The 19220-nt window shown below is 72.0% G+C and carries 14 protein-coding genes and 2 pseudogenes; 4 read left to right on the top strand and 12 right to left on the bottom strand.

The window, feature by feature from the left end; translation table 11 throughout:
* Positions 1 to 119: 119 nt before the first annotated feature.
* A complete protein-coding gene (locus tag ADY01_RS11665; protein WP_049570269.1) occupies positions 120 to 737 on the bottom strand; it encodes a helix-turn-helix domain-containing protein in 618 nt (205 codons plus the stop codon).
* A 333-nt stretch (positions 738 to 1070) separates the two neighbouring features.
* On the opposite strand from ADY01_RS11665, the gene ADY01_RS11660 reads away from it, so the two are divergent.
* A complete protein-coding gene (locus ADY01_RS11660) occupies positions 1071 to 2516 on the top strand; it encodes an NCS2 family permease (RefSeq protein WP_049570267.1) in 1446 nt (481 codons plus the stop codon).
* A 159-nt stretch (positions 2517 to 2675) separates the two neighbouring features.
* Here the strand turns inward: ADY01_RS11660 and ADY01_RS11655 are convergent.
* Positions 2676 to 3080: pseudogene (locus ADY01_RS11655) on the bottom strand (transcriptional regulator); the annotation flags it as partial.
* A gap of 1088 nt (positions 3081 to 4168) precedes the next feature.
* Here ADY01_RS11655 and ADY01_RS11645 point away from each other — a divergent pair.
* Positions 4169 to 5355, top strand: a pseudogene (locus ADY01_RS11645) (family 43 glycosylhydrolase); the annotation flags it as partial.
* 139 nt (positions 5356 to 5494) lie between these two features.
* The gene (locus ADY01_RS11640; RefSeq protein WP_049570266.1) at positions 5495 to 6955 is read left to right on the top strand and encodes an AfsR/SARP family transcriptional regulator; all 1461 of its coding nucleotides are present in this window, start codon (positions 5495 to 5497) and stop codon (positions 6953 to 6955) included.
* A gap of 153 nt (positions 6956 to 7108) precedes the next feature.
* Here the strand turns inward: ADY01_RS11640 and ADY01_RS11635 are convergent, their stop codons facing one another.
* The 4 genes from ADY01_RS11635 to ADY01_RS11620 all read right to left on the bottom strand — a co-directional run bounded on the left by ADY01_RS11635 (position 7109) and on the right by ADY01_RS11620 (position 11528).
* The gene (locus tag ADY01_RS11635; protein WP_159001143.1) at positions 7109 to 7678 is read right to left on the bottom strand and encodes an RICIN domain-containing protein; all 570 of its coding nucleotides are present in this window, start codon (positions 7676 to 7678) and stop codon (positions 7109 to 7111) included.
* A gap of 343 nt (positions 7679 to 8021) precedes the next feature.
* Entirely contained in the window at positions 8022 to 8657 is a 636-nt protein-coding gene (locus ADY01_RS11630) for an SMI1/KNR4 family protein (RefSeq protein WP_049570259.1), read from the bottom strand.
* 121 nt (positions 8658 to 8778) lie between these two features.
* Positions 8779 to 10092 (bottom strand): ATP-grasp domain-containing protein, encoded by a 1314-nt coding sequence (locus ADY01_RS11625; protein WP_049570256.1) that lies wholly within the window; start codon positions 10090 to 10092, stop codon positions 8779 to 8781.
* Between the two features lie 224 nt (positions 10093 to 10316).
* Positions 10317 to 11528, bottom strand: a complete 1212-nt coding sequence (locus ADY01_RS11620; RefSeq protein WP_049570293.1) for a pyridoxal phosphate-dependent aminotransferase — start codon at positions 11526 to 11528, stop codon at positions 10317 to 10319.
* A gap of 101 nt (positions 11529 to 11629) precedes the next feature.
* Between ADY01_RS11620 and ADY01_RS11615 the strand changes: the two genes are divergently transcribed.
* Positions 11630 to 12052 carry a winged helix-turn-helix transcriptional regulator gene (locus ADY01_RS11615; protein ID WP_049570291.1) on the top strand — a complete coding sequence of 141 codons (423 nt, stop codon included), beginning with the start codon at positions 11630 to 11632 and terminating at the stop codon, positions 12050 to 12052.
* Positions 12053 to 12104: 52 nt separating this feature from the next.
* Here the strand turns inward: ADY01_RS11615 and ectB are convergent, their stop codons facing one another.
* From ectB to ADY01_RS11585, 6 genes are all read right to left on the bottom strand, one after another.
* On the bottom strand, positions 12105 to 13355 hold the full coding sequence (gene ectB, locus ADY01_RS11610) for a diaminobutyrate--2-oxoglutarate transaminase (RefSeq protein WP_049570255.1): 1251 nt from the start codon (positions 13353 to 13355) through the stop codon (positions 12105 to 12107).
* Positions 13356 to 13435: 80 nt separating this feature from the next.
* Positions 13436 to 14659 carry an amino acid:polyamine antiporter gene (locus ADY01_RS11605; RefSeq protein ID WP_234320182.1) on the bottom strand — a complete coding sequence of 408 codons (1224 nt, stop codon included), beginning with the start codon at positions 14657 to 14659 and terminating at the stop codon, positions 13436 to 13438.
* Entirely contained in the window at positions 14659 to 15960 is a 1302-nt protein-coding gene (locus ADY01_RS11600) for a lysine N(6)-hydroxylase/L-ornithine N(5)-oxygenase family protein (protein ID WP_049570252.1), read from the bottom strand. Before ADY01_RS11600 ends, ADY01_RS11605 begins: the two co-directional genes overlap by 1 nt.
* Positions 15957 to 16475 carry a GNAT family N-acetyltransferase gene (locus ADY01_RS11595; protein ID WP_049570249.1) on the bottom strand — a complete coding sequence of 173 codons (519 nt, stop codon included), beginning with the start codon at positions 16473 to 16475 and terminating at the stop codon, positions 15957 to 15959. The genes ADY01_RS11600 and ADY01_RS11595 overlap by 4 nt, the downstream gene beginning before the upstream one ends.
* Before the next feature lie 62 nt (positions 16476 to 16537).
* The gene (locus ADY01_RS11590; protein ID WP_063784195.1) at positions 16538 to 17662 is read right to left on the bottom strand and encodes an NAD(P)/FAD-dependent oxidoreductase; all 1125 of its coding nucleotides are present in this window, start codon (positions 17660 to 17662) and stop codon (positions 16538 to 16540) included.
* A partial coding sequence (locus ADY01_RS11585) for a class I tRNA ligase family protein (RefSeq protein ID WP_049570245.1) occupies positions 17659 to 19220 on the bottom strand: 1562 nt, incomplete at its 5' end. The genes ADY01_RS11590 and ADY01_RS11585, both read right to left, overlap by 4 nt.

Below are 19220 nucleotides of genomic sequence, written 5' to 3'. Positions count from 1 at the left end.
AGACGTACGCCCGTCGTCCAGGACTACGCGCGGGCTGGTGCGCGGCCGTCCGGCGCCGGGGCCCTTCGGCGCGGGCCCCGGCCGCGTGCGGGAGCCCGCGAGGATTCGCCGGACAGGCCCTAGTCCTCCCCGAGCCGGGCCCAGAAGTGCCCGACGATGTTGTCGATATAGCGCTGTCCGTCCTCTCCGGACGCCGTGGTGCCGCCCGCTCGGCTGAGCGTGGCCGCCATGAGGCTCTGGTACTCCTGATGCATGGTCCGCAGGGGTTCTTGCAGCTCACCGCGTTCCATGGAGACGAGCTTGGCGATGGCGCGGATGTGCGCCTGCCAGCGGGTGGAGACGGCCTCGGTGAGCAGACGGGCGAGTTCGTCCTGGAGGCCGGTGATGGCGATGAAGTCGCTCGGGGGGAGGCTGAGGACGCTGCCGAGATTGGCGGTCTGTATCGCGTCGCCGGTCCAGTGACCGGTCTCCTCCATGCGGCGATAGGCGTCGAGTGTGAGGCCGATGAGGCGGGCGAGGTCCTCGGCGGCGATTCCGCGGGCCAGGCGGTGTTCGAGTAACGTCCGGGGACGCCCCATGAGGTCGCCGGGGGCGCACCACAGGGCGGCGGCCAGGGCCGCGAGTTCGTTGGCGGTGGGCCGGGCGGTGCCGCGTTCCCATGCGGCGATGTGGTTGGCGGTTATGTGGGTCATGCCGTAAGAGGCGCGCATGCCGTACGCGATGTGGTCAGGAGCCATTCCGAGTTGCTCGCGCAGGGTGCGGGCAGCGCGTGCCTTGAAAGGGAGCGGTGGATGCACGCGCAGAGAGTAGGGGGGTTATACGGTTCAACTCCATGCCCGCTGTCGCCTGCATCACTGTTTGGCGGGTTATGTCGATGCTGATTCTGTAGGAACCGACAGGAGTTGAGCGCGACTGGCAACTGCTGGCCGCCACAGCGCAATTGGCAATTCCGCCCTGCCGCGTATGATCCGCTCGCAAGGTGCCCAGGGCGCACGCGTAACTACCGTCACACGCAACCGGCCGCAGCGCACCCGCCTCGCTCACACCTGTAGGCTCCAGGAGACCCAGTCATGCAGACCAGAACGGCAAGCCCGGTCGTCACGCCGCCGAGAGGAACCGGCGGTCCGCTCGACCGCTTCTTCCGCATCAGCGACCGCGGCTCCACCTTCGGCCGGGAGATACGCGGCGGATTCGCCACTTTCTTCACGATGGCGTACATCCTCGTGCTGAACCCGATCATCCTCGGAAGCGCCGAGGACAAGTTCGGCCAGCAATTGGATGCCGCGCAACTGGCGACCGCCACGGCCTTGGTGGCCGCGATCATGACGCTGATCATGGGATTGGGCGGCAACCTCCCGCTCGCCCTGGCCGCGGGCCTCGGCATCAACGTCATCGTAGCCGTTCAGGTCGCGCCCCTGATGAGCTGGGACGACGCGATGGGCCTCATCGTGCTCGAGGGCCTGCTGATCTGCCTCCTGGTGATGACCGGCCTGCGCGAGGCCGTCATGCACGCCATTCCCCAACCGCTCAAGCAGGCCATCAGCGTCGGCATCGGCCTGTTCATCGCCTTCATCGGCTTCGTGGACGCCGGGTTCGTCACCCGCATCCCGGATGCCGCGAACACCACCGTGCCCGTCCAGCTCGGCACCGGCACCCTCACCGGCTGGCCCATGGTCGTCTTCTGCTCCGGCCTGCTCCTGACGATGGTCCTCCTCGCCCGCAAGATCAGGGGCGCCATCCTCATCAGCATCGTCCTGATGACCGCCGTCGCCGTCGCCGTCAACGAGTTCGCCGACATCGAGTCCTGGGGCCTGACCTCCCCCTCGCTGCCTGACACGCCCGTCGCCGCCCCGGACTTCGGGCTGCTGGGCGACTTCGACCTCCTCGGCTCCTTCGGACAGGTCAGCGCCCTGACCGTCGTCCTGCTCGTCTTCACCCTGATCCTGTCCGACTTCTTCGACACCATGGGCACGGTCGTCGGCGTCACCGCGGAAGCCGGACTCCTCGACGAACGCGGGCAGGTCCCGGGCCTCGGCCGCGTGCTGCTCATCGATGGCGCGGCCGCGGTCGCCGGCGGGGCGTCCTCGTCCTCGTCCGCCACCACCTACATCGAATCCGCCGCCGGCGTCGGCGAGGGCGCCCGCACCGGTTTCGCCAACCTCATCACGGGCGGCATGTTCGCCCTCGCGCTCTTCCTCACGCCTGTGCTGACCATCGTCCCCCTCCAGGCCGCCGCCCCCGCCCTCGTCGCGGTCGGATTCCTGATGATGACCCAGGTCAAGCACATCGACTGGGACCGCTACGAACTCGCCATCCCCGCCTTCCTGACCATCACCGTGATGCCGTTCACCTACTCCATCACCAACGGCATCGGCGCCGGCTTCATCTCCTACGTGATCATCAAGGCGGTCATGGGCAAGGCCCGTGAGGTCCACTGGCTGCTGTGGGGCACCGCGGCGCTCTTCCTCGTCTACTTCGCCATCGATCCGCTGGAGCAGATCCTCGGCATCAAGTAGCCGTCCGAAGACGCGGACCGGGAGTGCGGGACGGTCGTCGTCGGCGACCGGACCCGCCCCCTCGTCCATGACCGCACGTCCGGGCACGGCGCACGGAGCGGGGCCGAGCCGCGTCGGGGGACTCGTTGACGTGCTGGCGTGCTGATGTGCCGCCGTGCGTCAGGGCCGCGTGCGGGGCTGCTCCGGGTGCGCCGCCGGCGCGGGGGAGTCCGGCGGGGGAGCGGTCATGTCGAGCAGGAGCAGGGCGTCGTACTCGGGGGTGCCGGGCTCGGCGACGTACACGGCGATGCGCTGGCCCGGTGTGCCATCCAGCTGCATCGACTGGGCGGTGAGGGTGAGGCTGCCCACGTGGGGGTGCCGGAAGGTCTTCCGGACGGGCTTGCGGCCGGTCACCTCGTAGCGTTCCCAGAGCTTGGCGAAGTCGGGACTCTTGAGGAGGAGCTCGCCGACGAGGTTGGTCAGGTCGGGGGCGTCGGGCGCGGTGCCGACCAGGGCGCGCAGCCGCGAGACGCAGGCGCGGATCTGGTCGTCCCGGTCGGGGAACAGCTCGCGGGCGGCGGGGTGCGGGCGGCGGCTACTCGGACGGCTACCACTGGGAGACGCACACCGTCGAGGGCGGCTACGTCGCGCCCAACACGGAGTTCGACGCGTACATGGACACGGTCCGCGCCGCGGGCGCGGAGCCGATCATCACCGCGAACTACGGCTCGGGAACGCCCGAGGAGGCCGCGGGCTGGGTGCGGCACGCGAACGTGACCAACGACCACGGGGTCAGGTACTTCGAGATCGGCAACGAGGTCTACGGCAACGGCCACTACGGCGCCCAGTGGGAGACCGACCACCACCCGAGCAAGTCGCCGACGACATACGCGAGTTATGTGGTGGAGTACGCGGCGGCGATGAAGGCCGTCGACCCGACGATCCAGATCGGCGCGGTGCTGACGACCCCGGGGTCCTGGCCGGACGGCATCGTCGGCCCCGGCGACACGATGGACTGGAACAACACCGTCATGTCCATCGCGGGCTCGATGATCGACTTCGTGATCGTGCACCACTATCCGTGCGCCACCAGCCAGGAGGACCTGCCGGACGCGCCCCAGACCGAGATCCCCGGCATGGCCGCCGCGCTCCGCTCGCTGATCGACCGGTACGCCGGGGACAACGCCGGCAACGTCGGCATCGCCGTGACCGAGGCCGCCGCCACCGCCTACAAGAACACGTCCCCCAGCGGGCTGTTCACCCCGGACGAGTACCTGACGTGGCTGGAGCAGGGCGCGTTCACCCTCGACTGGTGGAACCTGCACAACGGCACCGACTGCGGCAACATCACCGAGGTCGAGGGCGCCACCGACTACGACGACGGCGGCATCCTCTCCAGCGGAGCCGCGTGCGAGCCGCCGCTGAACACCCCGTTCCCGCCGTACCACGGCACCCGGATGATCGGCGAACTGGGCTCGCCCGGCGACACCCTGGTCCGGACCGGGAGTTCGACGCCGCTGGTGTCCGCCCACGCCGTCCGCACGGCCGACGGCGCCGTGAACGTGATGCTCATCAACAAGGATCCGGACAACGCCGCCACGGTCGACCTGTCCTACCAGGGCTTCACCCCGTCCCCGGCGACCCCGACGGTGTACTCGTACCTGAAGAACGCCACCGCCATCGACTCGGCCGGCCCGTGGTCCGACCCGATCCGGCTGCCCGGCGTCAAGGGCATCGACCCCGATCTCGCCTGGGACGAGGACGGGAACTGCTGGTGCACCACGGCCGGGATCGAACAGATCCGCATCGATCCGCGCACCGGGAGGGCGTTCGGCCCGCCACGCCGGCTCTGGTCCGGCACCGCCGGTGCCAAGGCGCCGGAAGCACCCCACCTGTACCGCATCGGCGACTACTGGTACCTCCTGATCGCCGAGGGGGTACCGAACGGGGCCACGGTGTCTCCATCGCCCGCGGCCGCACACCCGCCGGCCCCTTCGAGCCATGCCCGGCCAACCCGATCCTCACCCACCGCGGCACCGACCACCCCATCCAGAACACCGGCCACGCGGACCTGGTGCAGGGGCCCGATCGTTCCTGGTGGATGCTGCTGCTGGGGGTGCGGGCACGCGGGGGCACCCCCGGCTGGCACGTCCTGGGACGCGAGACCTTCCTGGCGCCGGTGACCTGGGTCGATGGCTGGCCGGTCGTGGGCGGGCTCCCGGCTGAGATGCCCGCACCGCCATGGCCCCTCCGGCCCGGCGCCGCACCGCCGGTCCGCGACGACTTCGACCTCAGCGACCTGGCCCCACGCTGGATCTCGCCACGTCACCGCGTCGCGGAGAACTGCACCACCAAGGAGCGGGCCGGCTGGCTCACGCTGCGGGCCGGAGGGAGTTCGCTCGACGCGTCCGACGTGACGTTCCTCGGCCGGCGCCAGCAGCACCTGTCCTGCCGGGTCCGCGCCCTGATCGACCCGGCCGAAGGACGAGGCGGCCTGGCGGTTCGCCTCGACGAGCGCCACCACTACGACATCGAGGCGGCGTCCGGCGAGGTGCGCGTGCTCGCGCGCGTCGGCCCGCTGCGCACGGTGGTGGCGTCCCGCCCGGCCCCCGCCGGGCCCCTGGTCCTCGGGATCGAGGTGGCCGCCACCGAGGCGGTGAACGACGCGCGCACCGGTCCCGACTCCCTCGCCATCGGCTTCGAGGAGCCGGACGGCACGTTCGTCGCACTCGCCACGCTCGATGGCCGGTACCTGTCCACCGAGACCGCCGGCGGCTTCACCGGCCGGGTGATCGGCATGTACGCCGCGGCCGGCACCGTCCACTTCGACTGGTTCGACTACCGGCCGCTCGACGGCTGAACGCCGTCAACCCCATGGGGACGGGAACGCCCTCCACCGCGGGGCACCGCCGGCCTTGCGGTGACCTTGCGGACCGGCCAGCATGGGGACCGGGGACCGGGGATGTTTCACGCACTGTTGACCGTTTCGGGGGGGACCTGTGGAATTCCGGCTGTTCGGCGAGATGCAAGTGCGGTCGGGGGGCCGACTGCTCGACGTGGGGACGCCGCGGCAGCAGGCGGTGCTGGCCGTGCTGGTCGTCGAGGCTCGACGACCCGTCGCGATCGAGACTCTCGTCGACCGGGTCTGGGATCAGGCCCCGCCCGCCAATCCCCGAGCGGTGCTGTATTCGCACCTGAGCAGGATCCGGGGGCTGCTGAGACAGCCGGCCTCTCCCGGCGGCGGGACGGCGGCGCGGATCGAGCGCCGGCACGCTGGCTATGTGCTGGACGTCGACCCGGACCTGGTGGATCTGCTCCGGTTCCGGCGCCTGATCGAGCGGGGCGGTGACCGGCAGGTGGGCGACGAGGCTCGGGCCGCCGTGCTCGCCGAGGCTCTGGGCCTGTGGCGGGGAGCGCCCCTGGCCGGTCTCTCGGGGGAATGGGCCGCGCAGGTCCGGGACAGGTGGCACCAGCGGCGGTTGGACGCGGTGGTGCAGTGGGCGGAGATCGAGCTCCGGCTCGGCCATCCCGCGGCGGTGATCACCACGGTGCCCGATCTTGTCACCGAGTATCCGCTGGCCGAGCCCCTGGAAGCCCTGCTCATGCGGGCGCTGCACGCGGTGGGGCGGGGTGCCGAAGCCCTCGACCGCTACTCCGCCGTCCGGCGACGGCTGGCCGACGAGCTGGGCACCGACCCCGGTCCCGAGCTCCGTGCCCTGCACCAGGCGGTCCTGCGCGGGGACTTGACCCCGACATCCGCAGCGGCCCAGCGCGAGCCCGCCCTTCCCGCACCGGCCGGTGAGAGCCCCGAGGTGCCGTCCGGGCGCGGCGGTGCGGACGCGACCGGCACATCACCGGGCCGGAAGCGACCCAGGCGGCCCCGCCGACGCGCCATGCTGGTCGCCCTGGTCGCGGTCGCCGTGCCCGCGGCGATCGGTTCCGTGCACGTCTCCCGGGGGGACGAGGGTGACGCCGCCGCACCGGCGACATCGGTCGAACGCGTCCAGGAGCTCTTCGCGGCCGCGCAGGACCTCGACCACGAGGGAAGAACAGGTGACGCGCGGGCGACACTCGTTGACGCGGTGCGCCTCTACGGTGAGCTCGTCACGCAGGACCCGGACCGGAACGCGCCGCCCCTCGCCCCCGCCATCATCCAGGCGCTGGGCACGGCCGGCGTGGATTCCAGCGTCCCGGAGGACGCGTTACGCGGCTGGCTCGCCCAGCCGGTCCACACGCCCTATCCGGCGATCTCCCAAGTGATCCTGCTCCGCGGATGGCGGCTGGAGGCACCGGTCTTCCTCGACGCCGTCGTCTGGAACTACGAGAACGCGTCCGGCATCACCTCACCCCGTGACGTCGCGGACGTGAGGCTCCACGTCCTGGAGGCGGCCATCCTGGAGAACTCAAGAACCCGCTACGGGACGCGGGTGACGGCGTTCGAGGAACTCCTCACGCCCTGACCCGAACTCATCGCCGGGGGAACGGCGACGGCCGGGCGCTCGGGTGGCACGACGTCGGAGGGGAGGCGTCGCCGCCCGTCGGCAGCATGCCGAGCAGCGCAGCGGCAAGGGGGCCGTCGGCAAGCCGACGGCCCCCTCAGCGCTATGAGCGGTTCAGTGGATGATGGGGAGATTGTTGAGTTGTTTCAGGGTCCAACTCTGGTTCCCGGTATTCCACTCGTTGTCCTTCGCGATGCAGGACCACTGCTGCAAGGGGGACTGCTGGCCGGGTACACCGGAGGGAGCTGCGACGTCCAGGCACATTCCGGTGGCGCGGTTCCGGATCAGCATGGTGGTGGCGAAGCACGGAGTCGTGCAACTCGGCTGCGCCCAGCTGATGGACCATTCGGCCGGCGCGTAGCCGGCGCCGCAGGACGGGTACTGGATGATCGGCGTGCCGTTGTCGTAGAACCCCGCACGCCAGTCGAGCATGAGGCACTGGCCGGAGTGCCGGGCCTTGATCCGGAAGTATCCGTTCCCGCTGTCGAGCAATTCGTACTCCTGTGACGTGCTGGCGTTGTCCGGCCACAGGAAGACGCCGGTGTGCGGTTCGGCTGACGCCCCCATGACGTCGGCCCGCAATCCGGTGTGGGAGTTCACGAGCTCGAAGCGGGTGGGTTCGGCCGCCTGGGCGGGCGTGGGGGCGATCACCGCGGCGACGGCGGACATGAGCGCCACAGCCATGGCCATCGACAGGAATCGGGACCGTCTGCGCGTGGCGGGCATCGGCCGTGCGGCCGACGCCTTGGTCGTGTCGGGGCGGTCGCGCCGTAAGGAGAAGGCTGGCCACATGCTGTTTCCTCCGTGGGTTTCGGTGCGCCAGAGCGGGACGGTGGTCGAGCGACCTCGTCTTCCGGTGCCGCCGCGGGTTCCCCCCGCTGGACGCGGTCGGCTGTGCCGGGTCGGTCGGCCCGGATGTCCTCACCATGGCGTCGCGGCCTGCTCGCCGACCTTGCGGTGACCTTGCGGGCCAGCCGGCATGGGGATCGGAGCCGCTTTCCGCGGAGAGCCGCCCGAAGGCGCTTGCTCAGGTTTCCATGTCCCACGTGAGGTAGAACCGCCCCGAGGGATGCTCGTGGGTCACCGGCCAGAAGTGCGAGAAGGGAGTTCCGGCTTCCAGCGAGTCGGCCAGGCTGCCGAACAGCTCGGCCAGATCGGATGCCCACTCGGTGCCGTCGACGGCACCCGAGCCGATGCCCATCTCGTAGACGCGCCCGTAGGTCGGGCCGGGGCGATGGTCGATGAAGGCGACTCCGCCGTCATTGGGGTGCGCGAACGGCACCCACTGGTGAGCGTGACCGTTGAGATCGTCCTCCTCCCACAGCCCCGAGGCGATGTTCTGCTCCCCGAAGTCCACCAACATCCTGTGTGTCTCGGCGATGCGGTCGGTGTGATCGAGCCGGTGTCCCAGCGGCAGAAAGGCACCGGCCTGGAATGTGCCACGCTCCGGGGTGGGCCGGAGTTCGGCGACACCGTTGTGGCGCTCCAGAAGTGCTCTCAGCTGCGGGTGGAGGGGGACCCCGAGGTGTGCTTCGAGCGTCGCGATCTCTCCGGCGGTGGCAGGCGGTCGCAGAGCCGCGTGGTCAGCGGGCGCGTGCACGGACAGCCAGGACACGAAGCGGCCCCACGCCTCGTCGAACGCGGCAGGATCTCTGTGGGTCATGCCGTGACCCTAGGTCGCGGTACTGACATGTTTTCGATGGCGCCGGGGGCTCGGGCAGCGCGTCCGTCAGCCGCGATACCGTGCCGCGGCTGACGGACACCCCGAGACGGCGTCGACGGAGTCAGTGAGCCAGGGATCCGGCGGTCTCCGCGTCGATCACCAACTCGACCTGGTCCGCGTAGATGCCTACCTCGCGGTCGGGGTCCGCCTCCCAGGGGAGGTCGACGACCACGGACGCCGAGCGCCCGGACGAGTCGTGCAGGAGCCCGAGCCTGGCGCCGCGCGGGAGTCCGACCATGACCGACGCGCACCGGGCCGGGGCCTTGGTGTCGGACGGCGTCGCGGTCGGCCAGTAGCCGTCGTCCGCGATCCACGACACGCTCTGCCCCGCGCACCGCACATCCGTCAGCCGGCCCGGCCGGTGCTCCACGAAGCGCTGCACGGCTCGCCGGGTCGGTGCCGGGTACTCCGGCTTCACGCCGAGGGCGAGGTCGACGATGGCCGGTTCGAGGGGTCGGCCGGTGGCGAGGTGCCACAGCATGGTGATCGCGTCGCCCGGGAGGCGGGCGGCCACCTCCATCAGCACCGGCTGCCCGTCGCGCAGCCGGAACTCCGCGTGGGTGATGCCGCTGTCGAATTTCAGGGCCTTCAGAATGGCGGAATTCGCCGCGATGAGCGTGTCCGACTGCGGAAACGGCAGCTTGGCGGGACTGGTATGGCCGATCTCGGTGAAATACGGGCCGCTGTCCTCGTTGGTGAGTTTGGCGGTGACGCCGCTCCACATCACCTCGCCGCGGTGGACCAGGGCCTCGACCGAGAACTCCGGCCCGGTGACCAGTTCCTCCACCAGAATCGTCTCGTCCGGCTCGTAGGCGCCCAGCGCGGCGCGCAGCTCCGCGTCGTCCGAGACCCGGATGACGCCCGAGCTGAACATCCGCCCCGCCGGCTTGACGACGCACGGGTACACGTCGGACGCCGCGGTGTCCCGCTCGTGGGGGGCGAAGGCGCGCCACGAGGGGCCGTGGTCGCGCAGGATGACGCGCTGCATGACCTTGTTCCGGCACACGCGTGCCGCCCAGGTGCCGGGACTCGGCAGGGCCAGCGCCTCGGCCAGGACCGCGGCCGGATCGACGAAGACCTCGCCGCTGCAGATCACACCGCGCACGTCGAAGTCCGTGATCCAGTCCTGCACCGACGCCAGCACGCTGTCGATCGCGGGGCCCGGGAGCCGGCGGACGGCCGCGATCCGGGACAGCGGGTGCGTGCCGTCCTCGATGTGCCCGGTCAGTCTCGCCAGGTCGGTCGACGGTCCGACGATGACCAGCGGCGCCAATCCGCGTTCCGCGATATCGGTGATCAGGCGGTGCTGGCGGGCTAATGCTGCCAGGTCGCTCATGACGACCACGGCGGGCGGGCGGTGGCTCTGACGGTTCAACGGAACTCCTCCGGTCGAATGTCGTCCCATGCGGCCACGACGGCGCGGAGCCGTCCGCGGCATGGCATAGCAGTGCGTCGTTACAGGGGTGATTCAGGCGTAGCGCACGCGTCACAGCACGATGAAGAGAAGTACGGATCACGAAATGATGTGGCCGGCCTCGCGTGGTCGCCGGGCGCATTCATGAGGTGACCTCCGGAATGGTATCGCGGCTCGCCTATGGGTTATTGGCGGTAGGTGGCGAGGAAGCGGCCGATGCGGTTGATCGCGGTCTCCAGGTCGTCGGCGCGGGGGAGGGTGACGAGCCGGAAGTGGTCCGGGTGGGGCCAGTTGAAGCCGGTGCCCTGGACGATGTGGATCTTCTCGCGCAGCAGCAGGTCCAGCACGAACCGCTCGTCGTCGACGATCTTGTGCACGTTCGGGTCGAGCCTGGCGAAGGCGTACAGCGCGCCCTTGGGTTTGACGCAGCTCACGCCCGGGATGTCGTTCAGCGCCCGCCAGGCGACGTCGCGCTGCTCGGTGAGCCGGCCGGTGGGCAGGGTGAGGTCGTGGATCGACTGGCGGCCGCCGAGCGCGGCCTGGACGGCGTACTGCGCCGGCACGTTCGGGCACAGCCGCATCCCGGCCAGCATGGTCAGGCCCTCCAGATAGTCCCTGGCCTGCCTCTTCGGCCCGGAGACGACCAGCCAGCCGCTGCGGAAACCGGCCACGCGGTACGCCTTGGAGAGGCCGTTGAAGGTGAGCGTCAGCACGTCCTCGCTGAGCGCGGCCAGGCAGTGGTGCTCGGCACCGTCGTAGAGGATCTTGTCGTAGATCTCGTCCGCGAACACCATGAGGCCGTGTCGGCGGGCGAGTTCGAGGATGCCCGCGAGGAGCTCCCTGGAGTAGACGGCGCCGGTCGGGTTGTTGGGGTTGATGACGACGATGGCCTTGGTGCGGTCGGTGATCTTCGAGGCGATGTCGTCGAGGTCGGGGTACCAGTCCGCGTCCTCGTCGCACACGTAGTGCGCGACCCGGCCGCCGGCGAAGCGGACCACGGCCGTCCACAGCGGGAAGTCGGGGGCGGGTACCAGCACTTCGTCGCCGTCGTCCACCAGCGCCTGCACGGCCATCTGGATCAGCTCGGAGGCGCCGTTGCCGAGGTAGACGTCGTCGACCGCCACGCCCGCGACGCCGCGCTGCTGGTAGTACTGCATCACCGCGCGCCGGGCGGGCAGGATGCCCCGGGCGTCGCTGTAGCCGTGGGCGTGGGGCAGGTTGCGGACGATGTCCTGGAGGATCTCCTCCGGCGCCTCGAAGCCGAACGGCGCCGGGTTGCCGGTGTTCAGCCGCAGCACGCTGTGCCCGGCCTCCTCCAGGGCGTTGGCCTGGTCGACCACCGGGCCACGGATCTCGTAGCACACGTCCTTCAGCTTGCTGGACTGCCGAAACTCCATCTGCGGCCTCCCGACCGTCGCCGTGGCCCGCGCCACCGCGGCTGCTTCGTTCTACCAAGTACCTACTTGGAAAGTCCAACCGTTTCGCTATGCTGGCCCCCATGCCACGCCGAAGCTACGACCAGTACTGCGCCGTCGCCCGAGCGCTGGACGCGGTGGGGGAGCGCTGGAGTCTGCTGATCGTCCGTGAGCTGCTGCGGGGCCCGCAGCGCTACACCGACCTGCACGCCGATCTCCCGGGCGTCTCCACCGACATCCTCGCCACCCGGCTCAGGCAGCTGGAGAGCGAGGGCTTGGTCGAGCGCCACCGCCTGGAGCGGCCCGCGAACGCGGTGGCGTACCGGCTCACCCCGCGCGGGCAGGCGCTGCGCCACGTCGTCGACGCCCTGGCCGCCTGGGGCCTGGACGCGCTCGGCGAGCCGCGGCCGACGGACGCGGTGCGCACGCACTGGTTCACCGGACGCGGCCCGGCCGGGCGGGCCGTGGCCGTCGCTGACGAGGCGGCCCCGGCACCGGAGCGCTGACCGCCGGCCCCCGGGACCGGGGCCGCCCGCTCCGCCCGCTCCGGGTGCGCGCTCAGCCGCCCACGGCCGAGGCCACCGACTCCCGCAGGATGCCGAGCCCCTCGGCCAGTTCCTCGTCCGTGGCGGTCAGGGACGGCATGAGCTTCACCACCTCGTCGCCGGAGCCCGCCGTCTCCACCAGGAGCCCGCGGGCGAATGCCGCGTCAGCGACCCGCTGGGCCGTCCGCGGCTCCCGGAAGGCCAGCCCCCACACCAGGCCACGACCACGCCGGGCCGCCACGTGCGCCGCGTGCCGGTCGGCGAGTTCGCCCAGGCTCTCCTCGAACAGGGGACCCCGCTCCTCGGTCTGCTTCTCCAGGGTGCCGTCCGCCCAGAACTCCCGCAGGGCGGCGGCCGCCGTCACGAAGGCCGGGTTGTTGCCGCGGAACGTGCCGTTGTGCTCGCCCGGTTGCCAGACGTCCAGCTCGGTGCGGAAGAGCGTGAGGGACATCGGCAGGCCGTATCCGCTGATGGACTTGGACAGGCAGACGATGTCCGGGGTGATCCCGGCTGCCTCGAAGCTGAAGAAGGGCCCGGTCCGGCCGCAGCCCATCTGGATGTCGTCGATGATCAGGAGGATGCCTCGGCGCCGGCACAGCTCCGCGAGGTCGGCGAGCCACCCCGGGCCGGCCGGGTTCACGCCGCCCTCGCCCTGCACCGTCTCCACGATGACGGCCGCGGGGAGGTCCACGCCGCTGCTGCTGTCGGCGAGCATGCCGTCCAGCAGCTTCAGCCCGGACACCTGGCCTGCGCCGAACCCGTCGTAGGGGATGCGCCAGGTGTGTCCGAGCGGGACGCCGGCGCCCGCGCGCTTGGCGGCGCTCCCGGTGACGGCCAGGGAACCCAGCGACATGCCATGGAAGGCGCCGGTGAAGGCGACGACCGTCTGGCGCCCGGTCACCTTGCGGGCCAGCTTGAGCGCGGCCTCCACGCTGTTGGTCCCGGTGGGACCGGGGAACTGCACCCGGTAGTCCAGTTGGCGGGGGTCGAGCACCCGCGCCGCGAACTCGGTGAGGAAGTCCTCCTTGGCGGTGGTCAGCATGTCCAGGCTGTGGGTGACCCCGTCCTGCTCCAGGTAGTCGAGCAGCGCCCGTTTGAGCACGGGGTGGTTGTGACCGTAGTTCAGGGCGCCGGCGCCGGCGAAGAAGTCCAGGTAGACGCGGCCGTCGCGGTCGACCATGCGGCTGCCGCGGCCCTGGTGGAATACCACGGGCCAGTTCCTGGAGTAGCTGCGGACTTCGGATTCGATGGTGGTGGCGATCATGAGGTGTCCTCGGAGACGTGGCGGGAACGGGAAGCCGTAGGGAAGGAGAAGGCGGGCGGTGCGGGCCGGGGACCCCTCACTCAGGCACCGAGCAGGAACGGCACGGCGGGGACCGCCAGGCCCACCAGCACGAGCAGGACCGAGACCCCGGCGCACCGCAGCAGCGGCCCGCCGTGACGCACGGCGGCGGAGGCGGCCAGGGCGTAGCCGATCAGCGCGGCCGCGGCCGGCCCCAGCAGCAGCAGGGGGACGGCGCCGTCCCGGGTCCCCACCCAGGCGAAGGCGCAGCAAGCGGCGCCGATGGCCACGATGACGGCGTTGGCGGGGCCTCGTTCGGCGGTGCGCCGCCCGCGGGGGTGCAGCCGCGCGGCGATCCGGGCGGCGGTGCGCACGTTGGTGAAGCAGTAGGAGGTCAGCACGGCGGCCGTCGCCCCGGCGAGCACCCAGCGCATCGGTGCCGAGACCGGGTCCTGTGCGGCCGTCGCGCCGGTGGCCAGCCGCTGGACCGCGGCCAGTCCCAGGTAGACGGCGGCCACGCAGGCCACTCCCAGGGCCACGCCCGCGGCGGTGCGCCTCGGCCCGGCGGCGGTGGCGGGGACGACGCCGGTGACCGCTTCCCAGCCGACACCGGCGAAGAACAACCCGGCGAGGGCCAGCCATTGATAACCGTCCGGAGTAAGTCCCAGCGGCACCAGCGGGGTGGGCGAGCCCGCCGCGGGTGCGGCGGGCCAGCCCGATGCGGCGCAGGCCAGCGCCAGGGCCCCGGCGAACCACAGACGCAGCCGGAGCACCGCGGGCGGGAGCGTGAGCGGACTGAGCGCCGCCAGCACGGCCACCGTGAGCACGCCGAGGGCGAGCAGCAGACCGTCCGCGCCCGGCCGCGGCAGCGAACCGTCGGCGGCTGCCAGCAGGCAGGTCGCGGCGAACCAGGCGATCGCCGCCTGCCCGGCGGTGAAGGCGATGGCGAAGGCGCCGTCCACCACCCGTTCCGCCCGCGTGCCCAGCAGGGCCCCGACGGCGCCCGCCAACGATGTCGACCGCACCCTCGCGCGGACCAGCTCGGCCAGCATGAGGCTGACCGATCCGCCGATCAGGATGTGGACAGACCAGATGAGGAGACTGTGCCCGCCCGTCAGGGCCGCGACGACGGGAGGCATGAGCAGCATGCCGGCGCCGAGCACACCACGGGAGACGTGGGCGGCGATCTCCAGCTCCGGCCCACGCGCCGTTCGGTCGCCGGTGTCCGTCCCCCGTCCGCGCGGCGCGCCCGCCGCGACGGGGGCGGAGGTGCCTGCCGGCTCCATTACGGAAGACGCTTCCTGAGGCTCCGCGCGATGACCTCGGCTCTGAGCGACAGCAGGCTGAAGGAACCGGCGTCACCGATGCCATGGCTGGACTCGCACAGGCCGTTGAGGAAGAGCGCGGGCGTGTCGGGGCCCATCGGCTGCACTTCGTAGTCCTGGCCGACGGATAAGTAGCCGTGGTCGTCGAAGGCGAAGTCGTCGGCGATGCCGCGCATGAGAGCGGGGACGCGCTCCTGGTGGGCGGCCGGGCCGAGATCGCGGAATCCCGTGGCCAGGACGACGAAGTCGGCCTCATGCTCCTCGGACTCCCCGGTGTTCAGCTCCTCCACACCGAGCCGGACGCCGTCCTCGCGGACATCGAGGCCGCGCACCTGGCGGCTGCCGCTGACGAACACCCGCTGGTCGCCGTCCAGGCGCTGCTCGTAGATGAGCCGGTACAGCTCGCGCAGCACGTCGCCGTCGGCCGACGAGTAGTTCGTCAGCCGCATGAACGCGTCGATGCCGTCCTTGCGTTCACGGGAGGCGCGGTAGTAGTAGTCGGTGAAGCCGGGGAAGTACCCCTCCTCGCTGAACGGGCTGGTGTCCTTCTCGCGGAGCGTCAGCGAGCGCACGAGGGTGGTCACCTTGGCGCGGGGAAAGCGCCGCGCGAGGTCGAGGGTGAGCTCGACCGCGCTCTGGCTGCCCCCGATGACCGTCACCGCGCGCGGCGACCGGTCGCCCGGTCCGGCCACGCCCAGCTCCTCCAGCTGCTGGAGGGCCGGCAGGTAGCGCGTCAGGTGGAAGACGCGGGGGGAGTCCACGGCATCGAACGGCTCCGGGATGAACGGGGCACGCCCGGTGCCGATCACGAGGGTGCGCGCCTGGTGGGTGTCGCCGGTGGAGGTGGTGACGGTGTAGAGCGGTACGCCCTCGGCGTCGCGGCCGAGGGAGACGCCGGTGACGTGCACGCCGTAGTCGACCAGCCGGCTGAAGTGGTTGGTGGTCCAGGTGACGTACTGCGCGTACTCCTTGCGCAGCGGGAACTCCATCGGGACGTTGAGGTGTTCGAGCAGTCGCCCGTTCTCGAAGAGGTAGTTGATGAAGCTGTAGCGACTACGCGGGTTGCGCAGCGACACCAGGTCGCGCACGGGGTGGTTCTGGATGTCCGACCCGTCGAGCATCATGGCGCTCTGCCAGGACGGGCCCGGCCTGGCCTCCAGGAAGCGCACGTCGAGGTCGTAGCCCTCTTCCTCAAGGACGATGGCCAGAGCCAGGTTGGCCGGACCGAAGCCTATGCCCAACACATCGTGGCGGCGGATCACTGTTCCCCCTTGGTGGAAAGCGAGTATGAGTAGTGGATCCAGGTCGAGGGCGCTGCGGGCTCCGAGGGCTCCGCGGCCTCGCGCAGGAAGCGGTCGTACAGCGCCCGCGCCGCGAGGTTGTCGGGCGCGGTCTCCCAGGCGAGCCCGGGGAGGCCCCGGTCGCCCGCCTCGCGCGCGGCCGCGCGCAGCAGCGCCGTTCCGACGCCCGCTTCCCGACCGCCCCGGTGGTCGGGATGGACGTACAGGTCGTTGAGGAGGGCCACGGTGGCGGCCCTGCTGGAGACGCGCACCCAGTAGAGGGTGGCGAAGCCGATGGCGTGCGGCCCCCTGCGGGCGACCAGCTGGAGCCCGTGGGGGTTGTCTCCCAGCAGCTCGCCGAAGAACCGCCGGTTCAGTGACTCGTCGGCCTCGCGACCGTAGAACCTCTGGTACGCGGCGATGAGCGGCAGGACCGTCTCGAAACTGGACGCGTCCACGCGCCCGACGTGGAAGCGTGGAGCGGCTGCGTCCGGCATGGAACATCTCGCTTCGGTGTGGAGGGAGTTGACAGGGTGTCGGCGCCGCCGGGCGGCGGCCGTCAGGCGACATCGGAGCAGGCGTCGGCCAGGACCGCGTCGGCGATGCGGCGGCCGGCCTCCGGCGCCGTCTTGACGCCGCCGCCGTTCCAGCCCCGCACGGACCACACGTGCGGCACGCCCGTGCCCTCCAGCAGCCCGGACGCCGGCCCCCCGCCCCCCGGCGGGCCGTAGGCGTCCGCGCCGCGGACCGTGCTGAGGTGCGGCGCCGTCGTGAGCCACGGGAAATGGGCGGTGAGCGCGGAAACGGTGGCCCGCGCGTGCGCGGGGTCCGGCCGCGCGTCGAACGGGGAGTCCCAGACGAGGTGCGGCATGCCGATCAGCGTCCGGTCCGAGCCGACCGGCTTGGCGTACAGCCCGGTGCGCAGGTCGACGAAGGTCGCGTGGGAGGGAGCGGGCGGGCGGCGCTCGACGATGCTCACCTGGATCGACCGTGACCGGACCGGCGAGGCCGGCCGCAACCCGGGCGCCGGGTCGGCCGCCCAGGGCCCGGCCGCCGCGACGACGGCCCCGGCACGGATCACGCCCGCGTCCGTGACCACCGCCGGGCGTCCGTCGCGTGCCTCCACCGCGCGTACGCGCACGCCGCAGTGGACGGCGGCACCGTCGGCGCCCGCCTGCTCCAGCCAGTCCGCCGTGACCTCCGTCGGCGCCACCCAGCCCGCCTCCGGCTCGACCAGGGCGACGCCCCCGGCCAGGCGTACCCCCGCCGCCTCGGCGCGCCCCGCCACCACGTGCGCCGAGGCGCGCAGCGCGCCGTTGATCCGCCCGGCGGCCTCCCGGAGGGCGGGCTCCCGGGCGGGGTCGGCCACGGTCACCGCGCCGACCGCGTGCAGCGGAGCCCGCCCCGACGCCCAGCGCCCGGGATCCCGGTAGGCGGCCAGGCTCGGCAACGCCAGCTCCGCGATCGCCGGGTCGGGGTCGTAGGCGCGCACCATGCCGCCGGAGCGGCCGGTGGCCCCGGCACCCGGCTGACCCGACTGCTCGAACACGACGACGGACGCGCCCCGGCGTGCCAGGTGGTGCGCGACGGCGGCGCCGGTGATCCCGGCGCCCACCACCACGACGTCCGCGCCGGCGGGTACGTCCCCGCCGCGCGGGGACGCCGCCGTGCCGGCCTGGCTCACGAGCGCCCGCTCGCAGCGGGGACGGCCGCTGTCCGAAGGCCGGGCGCGGGCGACACGCAGCGGGTGCCGGACGGCAGGAAGGACCAGTCGGCCTCGCGAACCGGTTGTGCGGGCAGCCCCAGCCAGTCCCAGATCCGCTGGGACAGCTCGGGGGTGACCGGCCAGGCCAGCGCGGCGAACACCTTGGCCGCCAGGTACTCCAGGGCCAGGCTGGTGCGCGCCTCCTCCGCCAGTGACGGGAGCGTGCGCAGCGGCTCCTCCGTGGCCCGGAACTCGGCGGAGCGTTTGACGAACGACTCCAGCAGGTCGACGTAGCCACGCGCGCTGAACGACTCCGGCAGCAGCAGGCCGTCGAATTGGCGGGTGGCCAGGTTGAGGTACCGGTAGAACTCGCGGTGCGCGTCCGTCCAGGCGCCGGTGCCCGGCACCAGGCCGCCGCCCTGCTCGGCCAGCGCCGCGAAGCCGCCCAGCCACTCCTGGGCACCGCGGTACAGCGGGTCCTCGGTGAGTCGGCCGGCGCGCTCCGAGGAGATCCGCGTCACGCGTCCCTCCGGGGCGATGCGCAGCAGGGCCAGGCGCACGGCGTCCGGTCCCGCCTCGGCGAGGGCGTCGTCGGCCCAGACCGCGTGGCCCCGGCTGGTGGAGAACTTCTCGTCCTCCAGGTGCAGGAACTGGTTGGTGACGAACGCGGCGGGCAGGTGGTCGGCGAGTCCGGCGGCGAAGGCCAGGACCGGCAGCAGCACCGCGTAGTAGAAGCTGTTGTCGTAGCCGAGGAAGAGCGCGATCCTCGCCGGGCCCCCCTGCTCGGACTCGGCTCGGGCGGCGTCCAGGAAGGTGAGCGCGAGGTCCGCCCAGGCATCGACGGCCTGGCCCTCCTCCAGGGCGACGCCCCACTCGCCGGACCGCGCGAGCCGGTACGGGGGCAGCCCCTCCTCCAGCAGCCGCTCCACCAGAGCCTGCAGGTCGGGCGAGGTGTACGAGAGCCGCAGGTACTCCCGCAGCTCCTCCGCGTAGGCGTTGAGGTCCAGCCACAGCGCCCGCTCCGGGCGGGTGACGGCCGGGGTGCCGCAGATCCGGCACTGGAGGCCGGTGAGCTCCCGGGCCTCGTTGGGCCGGCCGCACGCCTCGCAGATCTCCCCGTCGCTGGACGCGCCGCAGTGCGCGCAGCATCCGCGCGCGAACGCCTGGTGCAGTGACAGGTCGCAGGCCGGGCAGTAGGCCGTCTCCCGCTCCTCCTCCGCGACCGCGGGCGAGGAGGCCACCCGCGCGAGCAGCTCCCGGATCCGGTCGGCGTGCCCCGGGTCCGCGGCCGGGCGCGTGAGCCGGTCGCAGCCGACGCCGGCCGCGCGCAGGGTCGCCACGATGGCGTCGCCTTCGGCCGTGGCCACGTCGGCCGGGGTCGTACCGCGCAGGCGCGCGGCGGCGGCGACGTAGGACTGGTGGTCGTCGGTGCCGGTGATGTAGCGGGCGTCGCGGCCCATGCTGCGCAGCGCGCGCACCAGCATGTCGGCCCGGACGTACGGGCCCGCGAGGTGGCCCAGGTGCAGGCGGCCGTTGG

Source organism: Streptomyces sp. SBT349, assembly GCF_001083795.1.
Lineage (GTDB): Bacteria > Actinomycetota > Actinomycetes > Streptomycetales > Streptomycetaceae > Streptomyces.
Note: the sequence above shows the minus strand (reverse complement) of the source record. Positions and strands in the feature narration are given on the sequence as shown.